We start from the raw sequence: 15,572 nt of genomic DNA, 5'->3' as shown, positions 1-15,572 counted from the left end.
AAATAATGTAAATTGCTATCTCTATATTAGAGGACAACGCTCACTTTTCCTAATAATTTGCACTGTGTTTTGTTATTTTTTTTATCATATGTGGAATTCAGAATTTTTCCTTCACTTCGTTAAATAGTTTTCTTTCTTTTTTGAATTTGCTACAATATATTTTATCCCGTATGAATGCATCTGGATACGTTTTGACAATTGAATACATATTTTAAAGAAGGTGACTCGCTTGGAACAATCAGCACATGAAGTAGCAAATTGGCAATATTATTTTGCAATTGCCGTATTTTTAGTTACTTACGGTTTTATTATTTCTGAAAAATTGAATCGTGCTGTAATTGCACTATTCGGTGCTGCTATTATGATTATTTTTGGAATTGTAAATTTACACACTGCTTTCACATCACATATTCAATGGGAAACGATCACCCTTTTAATCGGGATGATGATTCTCGTACATATTACGAGTCAATCAGGCGTATTTGAATTTGTAGCTATTAAAGCAGCAAAAGCAGCTGACGGAAAACCGATTCGCATTTTATTATTACTATCCTTATTAACCGCCGTCGGTTCTGCATTTTTGGATAATGTAACGACTGTTTTATTAATCGTTCCTGTTACACTATCCATTACACGTATTTTAAAAGTTAACCCTGTTCCTTATTTGATTTCAGAAGTACTGTTTTCAAATATAGGTGGAACAGCAACTTTAATCGGTGATCCACCGAACATTATGATTGGATCAGCTAATAAGCATTTAGACTTTAATGCCTTTTTACTAAATTTAGCTCCAATCGTAATTATTATTTCTATCGTTACAATTGGCATTATTTACTTCATGTATCGTAACAAACTAAAAACAACGCCTGAACAAATCGAAAAACTAATGGCGTTAAACGAAAAAGATTATATTAAAGATCAAAGCCTCCTTTTAAAATCGATTACAATTTTAGGACTAACTATTTTAGGCTTTGTACTTCATTCTATTATTCATGTAGATGCTGCCGTTATCGCAATGACTGGTGCTACACTTCTTATGTTAATCGGCGTAAAAGAACATGAAATAGAAGATATATTTGCCCACGTTGAATGGGTAACCATTTTCTTCTTCGCCGGACTATTCGTTCTCGTTGGCGGATTAATTGATATCGGACTTATTTCTTCACTCGCAAAAGAAGTAATCGACGTAACAAATGGCGATATCGGTTTCGCTGCGATACTTATTTTATGGGTATCTGGCATCGCATCTGCGACAATTGACAATATTCCATTTGTCGCAACGATGATTCCTCTTATTCAAGATTTAGCTACTGGCCTCGGATTATCTGTTGATTCGCCGCAAATCGAAGTGCTATGGTGGTCGTTATCTCTTGGAGCTTGCTTAGGAGGTAACGGAACATTAATCGGAGCATCAGCAAACGTAGTTGTTGCTGGTATTGCAAAACGTGAAGGACATGGATTTTCTTATATGGACTTCTTAAAAATCGGTTTACCGTTAACAATCATTGCACTATTGTTATCACATGCTTACATTTATTTACGTTATTTAATGTAGAAGTTGTACTGCATGAAATTCTATCGTCAAATACAAAAGGTTTGCAGCATAGTGCTGCAAACCTTTTTTCCATCACCAAAATATACCGATAATTGCTAATCCACCTAATATCATACCACCAATTTGCCCAACGATTGCGGGTGATAGTTGAACACCTTTCCTCACTTCAACAACCGGTCTTTCGTGCCTTAGTTGCTGCACTTCGCTTTGAAGTTGATGTACACTTCCGTGCAATTCTTTAATTAGCTCTTTTAATTCAGCAACCTCTTCATTTACTGGTTTACTTTTTTCTAAATTCATTTTGCATAACTCCTTATAAATTCAATCAGTACACTGTAAATTTTCGCCAATTTTCATTATATCTCCTGCATACTACATATATAATTTTGAATGTTTTTTCTAACCTTGCTTCTCCATCCATTCATCCCGCAATATCCCCATAATGATACGATCAAAACACTTCCCATCTCTTTGCACTGCTTCTCTCATACAGCCTTCTATCTGAAAACCCATCTTTTTATACAACTCAATAGCAGCTTTGTTATAAGAAATAACATCAAGACCAACCCGGTGTAAATTTAATTCATAGAAAGCATACTTTAAAATAAGATGGATTGCTTCTCTTCCATATCCCTTACCTCTATCATTTGCATCTCCTATACCGATGGCTAATAAACCCGTTCTGTTATTCCACTCCATGCCATGAATTGCAACAAAACCAATTAAACGATCATCTTGAAGTGTTCTTAACATGAAAGAAACACTATTCGATCTCCGTCCCTTTAATAGGCCATCACTTGCTATTTCTTGTAACGATTGCGGGAATGCTACATCTGTATCTACATTTCTTAAATACTCACTATCTTCTTGCCACATAGCCATTACTTCAACATCTTTTTCTCTACTAGCTGATAATTTAATCGTTTTATTTTGAAAAAGATTCATTGTCATTTCAAACTCCCCCTTTTTAAGTAACGGGGATACTTATTTTAGCCTATTTATCCCCTTGTTCCATAAACTGCTTTATAAACGGGATACTTACAATAAGCGCTGACATTGGCACATCTCCTCTATACTAAATTAACTTCATTGTATAATTTTTCATTTATTCTAACAATAAGAATTACAAAAAGACCCTCCAAATTTAGAGGGTCTTTCCTAATAGCAAAACTGTATTATTTCGTAAACATTTTCTCCGCTTCATCCATCGCCATTTTGTTTCCTAAAGCAGAATAGTCAAGCCATGGTTGGTCATTAATAGTATATACGTGCTTACCTTTAACAGCTTTTAAGTCTTTCCAAATTGGTGTTTCTTGAAGTTGTTTAAATGCTTCTTTCGCTTTATCGTCTCTATTTACAACAACGAAAATCGCATCTGCATCAAAGTCAGGTAATACTTCTTGTGAAATGACTTCGAAGGGGCGGTTTCCATCAATTTTCTCTACACCATTTGCAGGCTGTAATCCTAAGTCATTGAATAAAATTGGTCCCATCGGTCTTTTCGTACTAAATACACGTAACTCTTTTGCAGTAACGCGAATTGCCATTACTTTTTCGTTATTACCCAGCTCTTTATCTATTAAATTTTTCACTCGTTTTGATTGTTCTTCATAGTCTTGAATATATTTATCTGCTTCTTTCTCACGGTTTACAAGTTTACCTACTTCCTTTAAATGATCTCTCCACGTACCTTCATCTAAATTAAAAGTATGTGTTTTTGCAATTTTTTCGTATTTCGCTAAATCTTTGCCAGCATATTTTTCATCCACATAAATTTCAGATGGCTTTAATTGTAGTAATGCTTCCATATTCGGATCTGCTACAACCCCAAGTTTCTTCGTATCTTTCAACTGCTCTTTTGCGTGCGGTAAGAAATCTTTTAAATCTCCACCAATAACAGAACCTACTGGTGTAATTCCTAATGCAAGTAAATTGTTCGTTAAGTGAATAGACATGGAAGCAATTTTTGGATCATTACTTTTTTCCGTTTTTTGCGTTGCCTCTTCATTAGATTTCGTTTGACCACATGCTGCTAATACTAAAATACACATAATGCTAAATAAAATAGTAAGTTTCTTTTTCATATGTTCTCCTCTTTGAAGTAGTTATTTTGTTTTTGTAAGTAAATAAAGAAAATACGGTGCTCCTAAAGCCGCTACTACTACACCAGCCGGAATAGAATTCGGCTCAAATATAGAGCGTCCTATCGTATCTGCGAGCACTAAAATAATCATTCCGATTATGCCAGCTAACGGAAGGAAGTGTTGATAGGTAGTACCTACTAACTTTCTTGCGATATGCGGAGCAACTAAGCCGATAAAGCCAATCCCCCCTGCCATCGATACACTTGCGCAAGATAATCCAACCGCTGTAGCTAAAAGTAATAACCGTTCTTTTTGCACAGAAACACCAAGTCCTGCTGCTACACTATCACCTAGTGACAATGCATTTAACGTTTTAGATTTTAGCCACGCATAAGGGGTTAGTATGAAAATCCAAGGTAATAATGCCAGGACATGAATCCAATCCCTTCCCCACACGTTACCAACTAGCCATCTAGAAGCGAATGTATACGTCTCATCATTTAACTTGAGAGAGAAAAATAGCGAAATTGCACTAAAGCCAGCTGAAACTGCAATACCAATGAGAATAAGTCTAATGGGAAGTAAACCTTTTGACCGATCACTCGCAAGTAAAATAATAAGAAATGCAGCTAATACTCCTCCGCCAAATGTAAATAACGGTATTAAAATGGATGCACTCTCATTAATAGAATGAAAGAGAGTAACAAATACGATAAGACCGAAAAATGCACCTGAATGCAACCCTAAAATACCAGGATCTGCAAGTGCATTACGGGATAACCCTTGCAAAATCGCACCGGAAATACCAAGACCAATACCGGCTAACATCGTGATTATTATTCTTGGCATACGATAATCATATAGCACGGTTGCACTCTCAAAATCACCATAACCCAAAAGTGTTTCAATTACTCTAAGTGGCGCTATACTCAGTGTCCCTGTATTTAAACTAATTAAAATTACAGCGATACTTATACATCCGAAGATTGTAGTTACAGTAATAGCTCTCTTTTTATCCGTGTTAAAAAGATCCTTCACTTATAATTCCCTCCCAACTTTACGTGCTATATAGAGGAAGAACGGAACTCCAACAAGAGCTACCATAATCCCTATCGCAAGTTCCTTAGGAGGATTTACTGTTCTTGCCCCTAAATCAGCTACAACTAATAACATAGCTCCTAATAATGCTGACATAGGAATAATGAGTCTATAATTAACACCAACTAATTTTCTAGCAATGTGCGGGATAACTAGTCCTACAAATCCAATAGAACCAACAGCTGAAACAGAAACACCTGCCAGAATAACTACTATAATCATCCCTAGTATTCTCGTTCGGTTCGTTTTCACTCCTAAATTTGTAGCAACATCATCTCCCATTGATATGAGTGAAATAGATCTTCCTAACACTATCGCAAAAATAATCGTTATAAGAATAATAGGGACTAAAAATTTCAAGTGTTCCCACTTAAGCCCTGCAACACCACCAGCATACCAAAACGCTAAATCTTGGCTTAAATCATAATAAATCGCAACACCTGAACTTAATGAATGTAAAAGCGCTGCCATAACCGCTCCAGCAATCGTTAACCTCATTGGTGTTAACCCGCCTGATGTTGCTGATCCAATAACAAAAATAAGTACTGTACTTAAGACAGCTCCAATAAAGGAAACAATCATTAAATAGGAATACGGCATATGTGGGAAAAAAGCAAAACTAAGTGCTACTACAAACATCGCACCTGCATTTATTCCGAGTACACCTGCATCAGCTAAAGGATTTCGTGTTACACCTTGCATAACAGCACCAGCAACCGCAAAAGCTGCCCCTACAACTGCTGCACCAATTACTCTCGGGAGCCTTAATTCATAAATAATTTGGTGCTGTGTTAGTTTCGGATTGTAATCCAAAACCGCTACCCACACCGTTTGTAAATGAATATCCTTTGCACCAAATGAAATGGCTAAAAATATAGATCCAATTAAACATAAAATTGTTAAGCTCATGAAACATATGAACTTAATATGTATCCAGCGGTTATTACCAGCATGTACAGTAGACTTATGTAACATGTTTCATTTCATCCTTTATATTCAGTTGTTTTTTATAATTATTTTTTATTTATAATTAATATTGATAATAATTATCATTTTCATTTAGATATTATATCCCCACTTTTTTTAAATAGCAAACTATTTTTTACTTTGTTAAAATATTAAAATACTTATTACAATTCCCTTCTAAAACTTACAAATACATGCAAAATAGACTACTAGCTTATTTTTAAAATCGTAGTATACTTAGTCATTATTTCGAGTTTTCTAACAAACTTATCAAAGGAGACCCAATGTTCTATATAAAACAATTACTACATTTCACTTACGAACAAGCATTATCTTGTTTATTCCCAGTCACTATTTTTTTAACACTAGCCCTTTCAAAAATCATTTCTATCCCAGGGTTATATCGCTATGATTTCATACTCATCGTATGTCTTCTGATGCAGTGGATTATGTATAAAACTGGTCTTGAAACAAAGGATGAACTAAAAGTAATTACTGTCTTTCATTTAATTGGACTTTTACTAGAAATATATAAAGTACATTTCGGTTCATGGAGTTATCCTGAAGAGGCATATTCGAAAATTTTTGGAGTTCCACTTTACAGCGGTTTTATGTACGCAAGTGTCGCAAGTTACATATGCCAAGCGTGGAGAAGATTGCATTTACAAATGCACCATTGGCCAAAAGCCCTTTTTGCCATACCGTTAGGAGCTATAATTTACTTCAATTTTTTTACACATCATTTTCTATATGACTTTAGATGGGTATTAACTTTACTTTTATTCATCGTTTTCTTTCGGACATTTGTAGAATTTTCATTGCAAAGCGTTACATATAAAATGCCGCTCGTACTCTCATTTTTCCTTATCGGATTCTTTATTTGGATTGCAGAAAACATCGCTACTTTTTTCGGAGCATGGCAATATCCAAATCAACGAGAAGCATGGAACCTCGTTCACTTAAGCAAAATTAGCTCATGGTTTTTACTCGTTGTTATTAGCATTATGATTGTTACGCAGCTAAAACATTTGAAGGAGTCGAAAAGATAATACTGATTATGTAAAAACAGTTAGCCCCTCGCTCATTAGAGAGTGAGGGGCTTTTTTAGTAATATTTTTTAAACCGTCCCTATCAAAGGAGTTATAAATTCATCATAATTTACAAGAGCATAAGCAGTTGCACATTATGAACTACTACTAGCAGAAGAGGTTGCTGCAGATGAAGCGGCAATCGTTGCCATCATAGCTGCCTGTTGTGCTTGTATGAGGACTTCTATCATTGTTTGTAAACCTGTGTTGGTAGCTTTACTTTCCTCACCTTTCTGACTTACGAACAGTTGAATAGCAATAAGGATATTTGTATCTGTATGCCAACGGAACAATTTATCCCCCTGCAATTTTTCAATAAATGCTTTAATAGAATGAATCTCTTTATCTCCATCTTCAAGTAACGCTAGTAGCCCGATAGCTGGGTAATGCATCTGTTTCACTTTTACCTTTTCTTGCTTTAATAACTTCCATATGTTTGTGCATGTTGCAACTAACATCTCTTCACGGACATCCTTCTTTAGTGAAAGAATGTGACTTAAAAATTGAAGATCATTCCCTTTACGCAAACCAGCTGTCGCTAGTTTCTGATAAAGACGTTCCACTCGGTCCATAAGTGTTTCTACATGCTCTGATTGTCCTGCTAATAAAACTGCGAGCGGATAATCATTTGTACTTGTAAGAAAGAGGTGATCCTTTTTCATGCGTTTATATACTTGCATCGAACGCTGAATGTGCGCGCCATGTTGTTCATCTTCTTCTGTTAAAAGCACAGCTGCTGCGAGATAAGTAAATATACTCCGGCTAAAGCCACCGGTGACCAATTGTTCATATAAATCTAAAAACGTCCGAAAAGCTTTCTTGTAATCTGTAAAGTGAATATCTAATGTTGCGGCCACTACAAAACGATGATAAGACTTTAAGTATGAAAACATCCCTACCTGATTTTTAATATAACTACTAATTTCTAAAAAACGTCCGAGATCAAACAATTTATCACTACCTGCATACATAGCAGCAATCATCATTCCTGTTCGAGAATCACTCGTTTTCCATTTTAGTTCTCCCTTTAACTGTACATATGTATGTTTATATTGCTCCAACTTTTGTTCTAATGTAATCATAGTATTCACCCCTATTTCTAGTTCTTCTCTATTATTATACGTATATTCCATATTTAGGAATACTATAATTAATAATCACACCATAAAAATCATGAAATTCATTCATCCCTATATATTGTTTTTTATTTTTCTTCATCAGCATCAAGATGATAATCCCTAATCCTTCAAAAAGTTATACAAAAAAGGTAGATAATAATTTATCTACCTTTTTTGTATATATTATTTAACATTACACCTGTATTGCTTGTTATATGCAATTAAGACTAAAGAGCTTTAATAATTCGTTCCATCGCCTTCATTTGCCCAAGATGATCCGCTTCATGATAAAGCATCATACCGTAAAGCTCCCCTACTGTTTCTAATCCTAGGAATGGTTCTGGAAGTTTATTTTCAAATACTTCTGCTGGCATTTCGTTAATACGCTTCGCTTGTTCTTTTAATTGAGCCGTTAACACTTCTAATGATGGCCCTTCTGTTTCCCATTTAGATGGTCGTGTACCATATCCAAACATACCTGGGTATTCAGTTGGTAATTGTTTAAATTCTCTTCCAAACATGAAAGTTTCTGCTGCCGTTAACACGTGACCAATATGCCAGCGAATTGTATTGTTAAAGCCATCCGGCTGCGTATCCGCAGTATTATCATCTAACGTTTCCATGAATTTCAGTAATGCTCCACGCGTTATTTCAAATTGTTTTAAACCAACTAGTCTATTCATTTTATCGCTCCCCTTTTTTATGTACAATTTATTATGAACTAAGAGTGTTCAACTTATTAAAGTTTCACCTTGTATAATCTATCAGAAACAATTAAGAAATACATCTAATATGCTTAGTAAAAATAATAACAAAGGTTCACTCCTCATAAATATAGAATTACTTACTGCACAAATATTTTAGTAAACAAAAGAGGAGTGTAGTGGCATGTTACATATTTTAAAACAACAATATAGTCTTATTAGCTCTACAAGAGAAACTCTATTTTCGTTTTTTGAAGAAATCCCACTAGAAAAATTACATAGCACAATTCCTAATTTCGGGAGCGGCAGTATTATAAAGACACATATTCATGTAGCCGATTGCTATCGATACTGGCTTGGATCATTCGCATTCAAACAAAAACGAGCAGACTTTTCCTTTGCCAGCGATTATGAAGTTGAGCATGCAGATCTCGAAAAAGTTCGTACTAGATTTAAGTTAGTAGATGAGGTTGTACTACGTTTTTTAGATGAATATAATGACCGATGGCTCGAAAATATAGCAAATGAAGTAAAATGGCAAAAAGAACCTTGGAGCACAACTCCGCTATGGCTTTTAACTCATACAGAGACACATGAATTTCATCATAAAGGACAAATTGTGTCGATGGCTCGTCATCTTGGATATGCTCCTCCTAATACAGACCTTAGTTAATTCAATGGACCATGATTACTGAAAAGATTAGAATGAATACAAATCGAGCATGTTTTGAAATCCAATCAAAACATGCTCTTACAATATTCTACCTTACAATTTTCATATTCCTATCAATACCAAATAGTCTCCGCATAATTATAAGCATCACTATTCGGAATAGCATGTTTCCCCTGCGCTTGCGCCTTTCTTGGATCTAAATCATATACCATTGGCGTATAGCATGATGTTTGTCCTTTATTTACAACACCATTTCCTCCAGCACTTCCGCAAGTGTATGCCTTTCCATCTGTTTTTCTAACAATCCTTGCATCAGCTTCGTTATTATAAACTGCTGGGCGGGTTACAGTAACTTTTGCCCATGCTGTCTTACAAGTCGTGCTAAATTTTAATTCTACATAAGAATTTGAATCAATCCACTTCTTTTCTTTCGTTACTGCGGATTGATCACAGCTGTTATAGTAAGAACTTTTCCCATCATATGAATGATCTTCTGCGTATGCTTTATCGCTATTAGTCGTGCTAAACATACTAGTTACAACGAGTAAAGATAGCAATAAACATGCACTCACCTTTTTTAATAGCTTCATATAATTTCACTCCTTTATTAATAACGTGCTGTTTTACCGTAACCGTTATTAAACGTAACCGCTTCAGCATCTGCTGTGTATCCGAAATCTGCAGTTAAATCAAATACCATTCCAGTATACGTGCTCGTTTGACCTGTTTTTATTGTGCCGTTCCCCTGGTTAGAAGTAACTGATTTTTGGAATACACCATTTTTATATTTATTTACAACTGCGTACGCATACACTCCTCCCGAAACAGCTGGTGCTGGTTGATCTAAAACAAGCTTAGACCATGCTGCATGACATTTATTACTGTAACGTAAATATACTGTCCCTACTTTTTTACTACCTTCATAAACTGCTGTAGACTTTGCATTAAATCCATCTGCATCACACGTTGTACTTCCCCCGTATACTTTCGTTGTTGCTGGATTTTTTCCGTCATAATAACTACTTAAATCAGTAGCTGCCAATGTACTTCCTTGGAAACTAAATAATACACCTATACTTGCCGCACTTAACACGCATACTTTCATTAACTTTTTAAACATATTAAATTCCCCCCTCACAATAAGTACGTATACTAAAGACAATCTATCCCCTATGTAAGCCCTCCTTTCACGCTTCCTAGAGGCATCTTACAGAAACGAATAAACGTTGTAAATTCCCTTATGATTATTGGAATATACGAAGAATTTTACTTATCCTTGTAAAAAAAAAAGTTGAGAAATACACATTTTATAGCATTCTTTATTTAAAACATAAAAGAACCGATACTTGTTATATTCAAGCATCGGTTCTTTATACAAAATTGCCATTTTTTCTTTTATATAAAATAAATATTTCTCCACTTAATCCGTTGTAAAAAACTCCCTCGTTACATCAATAAATTGCTGCAGTGGCGCTGTCATCCATTTATCTTTATGCCAAGCAATTTGTGTATAAATCGGAGGTATTGTTTCTTTTAACACTAACTCCTTTAACGTCCCTTCCCGTATATCTTTTTCTACTACTATTGCTGGCAAAACTGCTATACCTAAATCCGCAATGACACATTGTTTAATTGCCTCGACACTAACAAACTCAATCTTATTTGCTGGATATACGTCTTCCGCACGAAATAACTCTTCAAATAAAGTCCGATATGAGCACCCTAGTTCAGTTAACAAAAGTGTTTCACTCTCTAAATCTTTTATAGAAACGGAAGCCTGTTCGAGTAAACAATGCCCTGGAGCCGCTACTACTTTTAATTCTTCTTTCATAAATGGATCCACATGCAAAGCATCTTCTGTTTTACATTCGTCCAAAATAAATGCAAGATCGACTTTCCCCTCCATCAATTGTTCCTTCGCATCTTTATTGGAATGCGCTGGTTTAAATATAAGCTTTATTTTGGGGAATTGTATTTTAAACCTCTTTAATATAGAAGGAAGCCTATATGTACATTGACTTTCTTGTGCACCAATTATTAACGTACCTGCTATTTCCTCATCATCTTTCACAGCCGTCTTCGCTTCGTTACTAAGTGCGATTATCTTGTCCGCATATAGTTGAAACTTCCTGCCCGCTTCAGTTAAGAAAAGACGTTTCCCTAACCTCTCAAATAGTGGTGTACCGAGCTCAGCCTCTAACGTTTTAATTTGTGCTGTAACACTCGATTGGGCAAAGTTTAATTTCTTCGCAGTTTGTGTAAAGTTCAAAGTTTCCGCGGCTATTTTAAATGTAATTAATTGTTTTATCTCCATTTATCATCCCTCTTTTCAATCGGTATTTCCGATTGATTTCATCGAAATAATCCTCTTTGTCTATCGATGTTTATATTGTATGATAAAGAGCATCGACAAACAATAAAATGGAGGTATTCCATATGAAAGCACTTTGTTTCGAACAGTTCGGAAATCCAGATGTACTACGATATAAAAAAACACATGATCCAATCATAAATTCAAATGAAATTCTTGTCCGCACGAAAGCAATCGGTTTAAACTTTGCTGATATTTATAGACGCCGCGGTGATTATCATCTCGCTGGTAACCCGCCATATATATTAGGTTATGAAGGGGCTGGTATTGTTGAAAAAGTAGGAGCTGACGTTACTACTATCAATCCTGGGGACCGTATTGCATTTGCTGACGTCCCATTTGCAAATGCAGAATTAGTTGCCGTTCCATCAGAAAAAGCCATCCTACTTCCGGATTCTATTTCTTTTGAAACAGCCGCTTCTGTCTTATTACAAGGTCTAACGGCACATTATTTAACGAAAGATAGCTATCAAATAAAACAAGGTGATACAGCTTTAGTCCACGCTGCGGCTGGTGGCGTTGGTCAACTTCTTATTCAAATGATTAAACTACAGGGCGGAACAGTAATTGGTCTTACGTCATCAACCGAAAAAAACAAAGTAGCCACGTTAGCTGGGGCTGATCATGTATTTTTATATACGGAAAAATGGCATTCAAAAGTACTTGAAATAACAAACGGCACTGGAGTAAATGTTGTATATGAATCAGTAGGTTCTACATTAGAGGAAAGTTTTAACGCTACTAAAATTGGCGGTACTGTCGTATTTTACGGAATGGCTGGTGGTAATCCTGCGCCAGTTGATCCGCGTATGCTTATGGATACTTCAAAAACTTTAACTGGTGGAGACCTTTGGAACGTGCTTACTACTTTTGAAGAACGTAAGCAGCGCTCTACTCAATTATTCGATTGGATCACTAGTGGAAAAGTAAACATCGCGAGTCCTACTACATTCGCCTTACAAGATGGTGCTCTTGCACATAAATTATTAGAGAGCAGAAAAAGTACTGGGAAGATTTTATTGATTCCATAATCGTTCATATTTAAAAAGGAAGCTAGAATATATTTCATTGCTTCCTTTTTAAATGTTATTAATGTTCCATTTTGCTTCTTTTTAATAACCCTGTTATTTATATTTTTTATTTCTATACTTCTCTTTCTAGGCCCCTCATTTTTAGGTTTATAAAATAAATGAATCTAAATATTAAAGGAAAGAACAAACCTCCGGATATCAACGACCCAATAAATACAGTATCAATAAAAGAAAAAATCCCAAAGAATAGCATTCCAAAAAAATAAAATACAACTGCACTCCAATAAATAAAACGTGGAAACTTAGTTTGGAACGAATCACCTTTTTTACACGGTTTTCCAAATAAAAAATGAACGAATTTAATCAACATAATCACTTCTCCATATAATTGTTAATATCCTTTTCTTCTTAGAACTGAGCATAAATCACATACTATGTATCTTTTTCTTTGAGTTTTCCGACAACGGGGTTATTAGCTATGTCGAATACAGTAACCTTTTACTCATATGTTTCGCAAAGGCAACAATATATTTTTATTTCAATACAAATCGCCTATCCCCATTATCATGTTGCAATTCAAACAATACTGGATTACTAACAAATCTTTTTAACAAAACGTCTGCCTCATGATCAGTTATTTCATTGGGAATATTAATGCCACTAAATGATGTTGAGGAAATTAGTGTATGAAAATCATATTTAAATTCATAATCACCAATATACGCAAGTGCCAATTGCCCTTTCCATTTAATTTGATACGTCTGTCCTTCTAATCTAGTAAACTTAATATTATGAAAGGCTGACGCATCATGTCCAAGTAAATAAACGTCAAATGCAGTTAAATCTAAATCTAAGTTCTTCTGCTCATCTTCGGATAAAAAATCAATTGCAAATCTCTTCCCATTTAGCAAATCCAAATCAAAAGGCACCTCATCACTTCCTACACGAAACCCTTTAAAATCCCATTCTTCTGATGACAAAGTACAGCTATGGAAGTTGTTCCATACAATCTTCGCGTGCCAGTCATCAACATCTTCTCCATCTTCTTCATCATCTTCCAAATCTTCCTCATCATAATCCGCAGTCTCTAAATGTAAATCAAAATACAAACCAGCTACACCATTTAACTCTTCTTCCTCCGCATATTTAAAATGTGCACTCCACTTAAAATTAACAATTCGATGACCTTTAGGCCACGGGTTGTCCACAAAATATATTCGATCCATATTTACACGTTCCTTATTTTGTTTTATTTCTCGTAAACTCACTTAAATTTCGAGATGAAATGTAAGACTAGACTAATAGCCCTCCAATAAGCTGCAAGACAATTTATTGTTCCTACTCTCTTACTATATCACCACAATAATTTTCATAGTGTATTTTTAACAGAATATTCCGATTCAAATTAACAAATGATATACTGAAAAATAAAAAGAAGCTAGATTTTCTAGCCTCCTTTTCTTATCTCTATTTGAGATTTAATTATATTTCCACACTTTCTTTCCCTTTTGCAACATACCTCATATCTCCAACCGACTCGACGATGTATTCCCCATCTTTATATAAAATTTTCGTTACACTTGCATTCTCTACTCCAAGTTTTGTTTTACTACTATCTATCATTTCTATTAAGGCAGTAATCAAAAGCCCATGAACGACAACTAAAACGTTACCGCCTCCATTTGCAGCAGCTTCTTCACTAATTTTATCAATCTCTGTTTTTATACGGGCAGAAAATAATTCCCAATCTTCCGCTTGTTTCGTAGGATCTGCTGTTCTAATAAGATTAATTACTTCTTGAATAGAAAGCTTCATAAGTTCTTCTGGTGCTGCAACACCCGCAGCTTTTCCAACCGCATCCCACATATTTTCAAGTTTTTCACCTTCAAAAATACCAAAATTTAATTCTCGTAAATTTTTTCTTTTCTCAAGTTTCAATTTTGATTGCTCACTATATTTTAATACTAAATTAGCAGTTTCAATCGCTCGGCCGCTATCGCTACTATACGCATTCGTAAAATGAACATCTTTTAATCCTGTTCCTAAATTTGAGGCAACTTCCACACCTTTTTCTACTAACGGAGAGTCTGCCCAACCTTGCGCGCGATGGTTCGTATTTAATATTGTTTTACCATGTCTTGTAACATATAACGTAACTACATTCTCATTGCTATTTGTTTCTCGCTTATTCATTCTATTCTCTCCCTTTACGTTTCTATATCAATTTTACCACCTCAATTATTCATTGAGCAAAATATACGTCAGTAGATCTGCTGAATAAAAAAAGCTATCTTTCTGTATATCTCTACAAAAAGATAGCATCTTTTATGATTACATTTCTTAGCCAATACTTCTACTCAGCAAAAGCACTCGAATATTGTACAATTCCTTCTACACCTTGAAGAGTGTTCTCTCTTAGCTCCATCACCATAAATACTTCATCTGGCACTTCAAATGGCGCTTTTATATTCCACTGACTTGCGCGTTCAAAACCGAATTTCGGATAGTACTCTGGATGCCCTAATACTACAACTGACCCGTATCCTAATTCTTTCGCTTTTTCTAAAGCAGCCGTGATCAGTTTTCCGCCAATTCCTTTCTTCTGATGGCCCCTAGCAACTGAAACTGGTGCAAGTGCTAACGATTCTACAGAAGTTCCACCTTGTTCTATTGTAATTTTCGATAACATAATGTGACCAACTATATCTTCATCTACCGCAACAATTGATAACTCCGGAACAAACGCGTCACATTCTCTAATACGTTTTACAAGTTCATGCTCTTTTTTATCACTAAATTCTTCATTTAAAAATGCCTCTTTTACAACTTCTTCTGTCTTTCTATAATCATTTTTTTGTTCTTGTCTAATCGTTACCATTCTATA

18 protein-coding genes are annotated in these 15,572 nt (G+C 35.1%); 4 read left to right on the top strand and 14 right to left on the bottom strand.

Annotation, left to right across the window (positions count from 1 at the left end):
• Positions 1-229 precede the first annotated feature (229 nt).
• Complete coding sequence (locus JDS98_RS20470) at positions 230-1,555, top strand: ArsB/NhaD family transporter (protein ID WP_199634270.1); 1,326 nt, start codon at positions 230-232, stop codon at positions 1,553-1,555.
• Positions 1,556-1,627: 72 nt separating this feature from the next.
• On the opposite strand, the gene JDS98_RS20465 is transcribed toward JDS98_RS20470, so the two are convergent.
• The 5 genes from JDS98_RS20465 to JDS98_RS20445 form a co-directional block, all read right to left on the bottom strand.
• Entirely contained in the window at positions 1,628-1,855 is a 228-nt protein-coding gene (locus JDS98_RS20465) for a coiled-coil domain-containing protein (RefSeq protein WP_001047523.1), read from the bottom strand.
• A 99-nt stretch (positions 1,856-1,954) separates the two neighbouring features.
• A complete protein-coding gene (locus tag JDS98_RS20460) occupies positions 1,955-2,506 on the bottom strand; it encodes a GNAT family N-acetyltransferase (protein WP_000178484.1) in 552 nt (183 codons plus the stop codon).
• A gap of 224 nt (positions 2,507-2,730) precedes the next feature.
• The gene (locus tag JDS98_RS20455) at positions 2,731-3,639 is read right to left on the bottom strand and encodes an iron-hydroxamate ABC transporter substrate-binding protein (protein WP_098711094.1); all 909 of its coding nucleotides are present in this window, start codon (positions 3,637-3,639) and stop codon (positions 2,731-2,733) included.
• A gap of 21 nt (positions 3,640-3,660) precedes the next feature.
• A complete protein-coding gene (locus JDS98_RS20450) occupies positions 3,661-4,677 on the bottom strand; it encodes a FecCD family ABC transporter permease (RefSeq protein WP_000653815.1) in 1,017 nt (338 codons plus the stop codon).
• The gene (locus tag JDS98_RS20445) at positions 4,678-5,712 is read right to left on the bottom strand and encodes a FecCD family ABC transporter permease (RefSeq protein ID WP_097959783.1); all 1,035 of its coding nucleotides are present in this window, start codon (positions 5,710-5,712) and stop codon (positions 4,678-4,680) included. It lies immediately after the preceding gene.
• A 275-nt stretch (positions 5,713-5,987) separates the two neighbouring features.
• On the opposite strand from JDS98_RS20445, the gene JDS98_RS20440 reads away from it, so the two are divergent.
• Entirely contained in the window at positions 5,988-6,752 is a 765-nt protein-coding gene (locus JDS98_RS20440; RefSeq protein WP_097959782.1) for a DUF817 domain-containing protein, read from the top strand.
• Between the two features lie 134 nt (positions 6,753-6,886).
• Here JDS98_RS20440 and JDS98_RS20435 read toward each other — a convergent pair whose 3' ends face one another.
• Together JDS98_RS20435 and JDS98_RS20430 are read right to left on the bottom strand one after the other, a co-directional pair.
• A complete protein-coding gene (locus tag JDS98_RS20435; protein WP_106080640.1) occupies positions 6,887-7,924 on the bottom strand; it encodes a DUF4003 domain-containing protein in 1,038 nt (345 codons plus the stop codon).
• 212 nt (positions 7,925-8,136) lie between these two features.
• The gene (locus tag JDS98_RS20430; protein ID WP_001081127.1) at positions 8,137-8,592 is read right to left on the bottom strand and encodes a DinB family protein; all 456 of its coding nucleotides are present in this window, start codon (positions 8,590-8,592) and stop codon (positions 8,137-8,139) included.
• 205 nt (positions 8,593-8,797) lie between these two features.
• On the opposite strand from JDS98_RS20430, the gene JDS98_RS20425 reads away from it, so the two are divergent.
• Entirely contained in the window at positions 8,798-9,286 is a 489-nt protein-coding gene (locus JDS98_RS20425; RefSeq protein ID WP_000902421.1) for a DinB family protein, read from the top strand.
• Between the two features lie 113 nt (positions 9,287-9,399).
• Here JDS98_RS20425 and JDS98_RS20420 read toward each other — a convergent pair whose 3' ends face one another.
• From JDS98_RS20420 to JDS98_RS20410, 3 genes are all read right to left on the bottom strand, one after another.
• Positions 9,400-9,876 (bottom strand): DUF2690 domain-containing protein, encoded by a 477-nt coding sequence (locus JDS98_RS20420; RefSeq protein ID WP_199634269.1) that lies wholly within the window; start codon positions 9,874-9,876, stop codon positions 9,400-9,402.
• A gap of 17 nt (positions 9,877-9,893) precedes the next feature.
• A complete protein-coding gene (locus JDS98_RS20415; protein ID WP_000473739.1) occupies positions 9,894-10,406 on the bottom strand; it encodes a DUF2690 domain-containing protein in 513 nt (170 codons plus the stop codon).
• Between the two features lie 300 nt (positions 10,407-10,706).
• Positions 10,707-11,600: a LysR family transcriptional regulator gene (locus tag JDS98_RS20410; protein WP_199634268.1), complete on the bottom strand. Its 894-nt coding sequence runs from the start codon at positions 11,598-11,600 to the stop codon at positions 10,707-10,709.
• A gap of 122 nt (positions 11,601-11,722) precedes the next feature.
• Between JDS98_RS20410 and JDS98_RS20405 the strand changes: the two genes are divergently transcribed.
• Complete coding sequence (locus JDS98_RS20405) at positions 11,723-12,688, top strand: quinone oxidoreductase family protein (RefSeq protein WP_199634267.1); 966 nt, start codon at positions 11,723-11,725, stop codon at positions 12,686-12,688.
• A 112-nt stretch (positions 12,689-12,800) separates the two neighbouring features.
• Here JDS98_RS20405 and JDS98_RS30330 read toward each other — a convergent pair whose 3' ends face one another.
• The 4 genes from JDS98_RS30330 to JDS98_RS20390 form a co-directional block, all read right to left on the bottom strand.
• Positions 12,801-13,058 (bottom strand): hypothetical protein, encoded by a 258-nt coding sequence (locus tag JDS98_RS30330; protein WP_000905653.1) that lies wholly within the window; start codon positions 13,056-13,058, stop codon positions 12,801-12,803.
• A 163-nt stretch (positions 13,059-13,221) separates the two neighbouring features.
• Positions 13,222-13,914 carry a hypothetical protein gene (locus JDS98_RS20400; protein WP_098000553.1) on the bottom strand — a complete coding sequence of 231 codons (693 nt, stop codon included), beginning with the start codon at positions 13,912-13,914 and terminating at the stop codon, positions 13,222-13,224.
• Between the two features lie 256 nt (positions 13,915-14,170).
• On the bottom strand, positions 14,171-14,881 hold the full coding sequence (locus JDS98_RS20395) for a histidine phosphatase family protein (RefSeq protein ID WP_001042058.1): 711 nt from the start codon (positions 14,879-14,881) through the stop codon (positions 14,171-14,173).
• 160 nt (positions 14,882-15,041) lie between these two features.
• Positions 15,042-15,566, bottom strand: a complete 525-nt coding sequence (locus tag JDS98_RS20390) for a GNAT family N-acetyltransferase (RefSeq protein ID WP_199634266.1) — start codon at positions 15,564-15,566, stop codon at positions 15,042-15,044.
• Positions 15,567-15,572: the final 6 nt, after the last annotated feature.

Source organism: Bacillus cereus group sp. N11, from assembly GCF_016483605.1.
In the GTDB taxonomy this organism is placed as follows: domain Bacteria; phylum Bacillota; class Bacilli; order Bacillales; family Bacillaceae_G; genus Bacillus_A; species Bacillus_A toyonensis.
The sequence above is the reverse complement of the archived record's forward strand: the minus strand, read 5'-3'. Positions and strand labels throughout refer to the sequence as shown.

Coding starts and splice junctions, on each gene's coding strand:
- JDS98_RS20465 (WP_001047523.1), bottom strand. CDS start 1,855: ATGAATTTAGAAAAAAGTAAACCAGTAAATGAAGAGGTTGCTGAATTA.
- JDS98_RS20460 (WP_000178484.1), bottom strand. CDS start 2,506: ATGACAATGAATCTTTTTCAAAATAAAACGATTAAATTATCAGCTAGT.
- JDS98_RS20455 (WP_098711094.1), bottom strand. CDS start 3,639: ATGAAAAAGAAACTTACTATTTTATTTAGCATTATGTGTATTTTAGTA.
- JDS98_RS20445 (WP_097959783.1), bottom strand. CDS start 5,712: ATGTTACATAAGTCTACTGTACATGCTGGTAATAACCGCTGGATACAT.
- JDS98_RS20440 (WP_097959782.1), top strand. CDS start 5,988: ATGTTCTATATAAAACAATTACTACATTTCACTTACGAACAAGCATTA.
- JDS98_RS20435 (WP_106080640.1), bottom strand. CDS start 7,924: ATGGAATATACGTATAATAATAGAGAAGAACTAGAAATAGGGGTGAAT.
- JDS98_RS20430 (WP_001081127.1), bottom strand. CDS start 8,592: ATGAATAGACTAGTTGGTTTAAAACAATTTGAAATAACGCGTGGAGCA.
- JDS98_RS20425 (WP_000902421.1), top strand. CDS start 8,798: ATGTTACATATTTTAAAACAACAATATAGTCTTATTAGCTCTACAAGA.
- JDS98_RS20420 (WP_199634269.1), bottom strand. CDS start 9,876: ATGAAGCTATTAAAAAAGGTGAGTGCATGTTTATTGCTATCTTTACTC.
- JDS98_RS20415 (WP_000473739.1), bottom strand. CDS start 10,406: ATGTTTAAAAAGTTAATGAAAGTATGCGTGTTAAGTGCGGCAAGTATA.
- JDS98_RS20410 (WP_199634268.1), bottom strand. CDS start 11,600: ATGGAGATAAAACAATTAATTACATTTAAAATAGCCGCGGAAACTTTG.
- JDS98_RS20405 (WP_199634267.1), top strand. CDS start 11,723: ATGAAAGCACTTTGTTTCGAACAGTTCGGAAATCCAGATGTACTACGA.
- JDS98_RS30330 (WP_000905653.1), bottom strand. CDS start 13,058: ATGTTGATTAAATTCGTTCATTTTTTATTTGGAAAACCGTGTAAAAAA.
- JDS98_RS20400 (WP_098000553.1), bottom strand. CDS start 13,914: ATGGATCGAATATATTTTGTGGACAACCCGTGGCCTAAAGGTCATCGA.
- JDS98_RS20395 (WP_001042058.1), bottom strand. CDS start 14,881: ATGAATAAGCGAGAAACAAATAGCAATGAGAATGTAGTTACGTTATAT.
- JDS98_RS20390 (WP_199634266.1), bottom strand. CDS start 15,566: ATGGTAACGATTAGACAAGAACAAAAAAATGATTATAGAAAGACAGAA.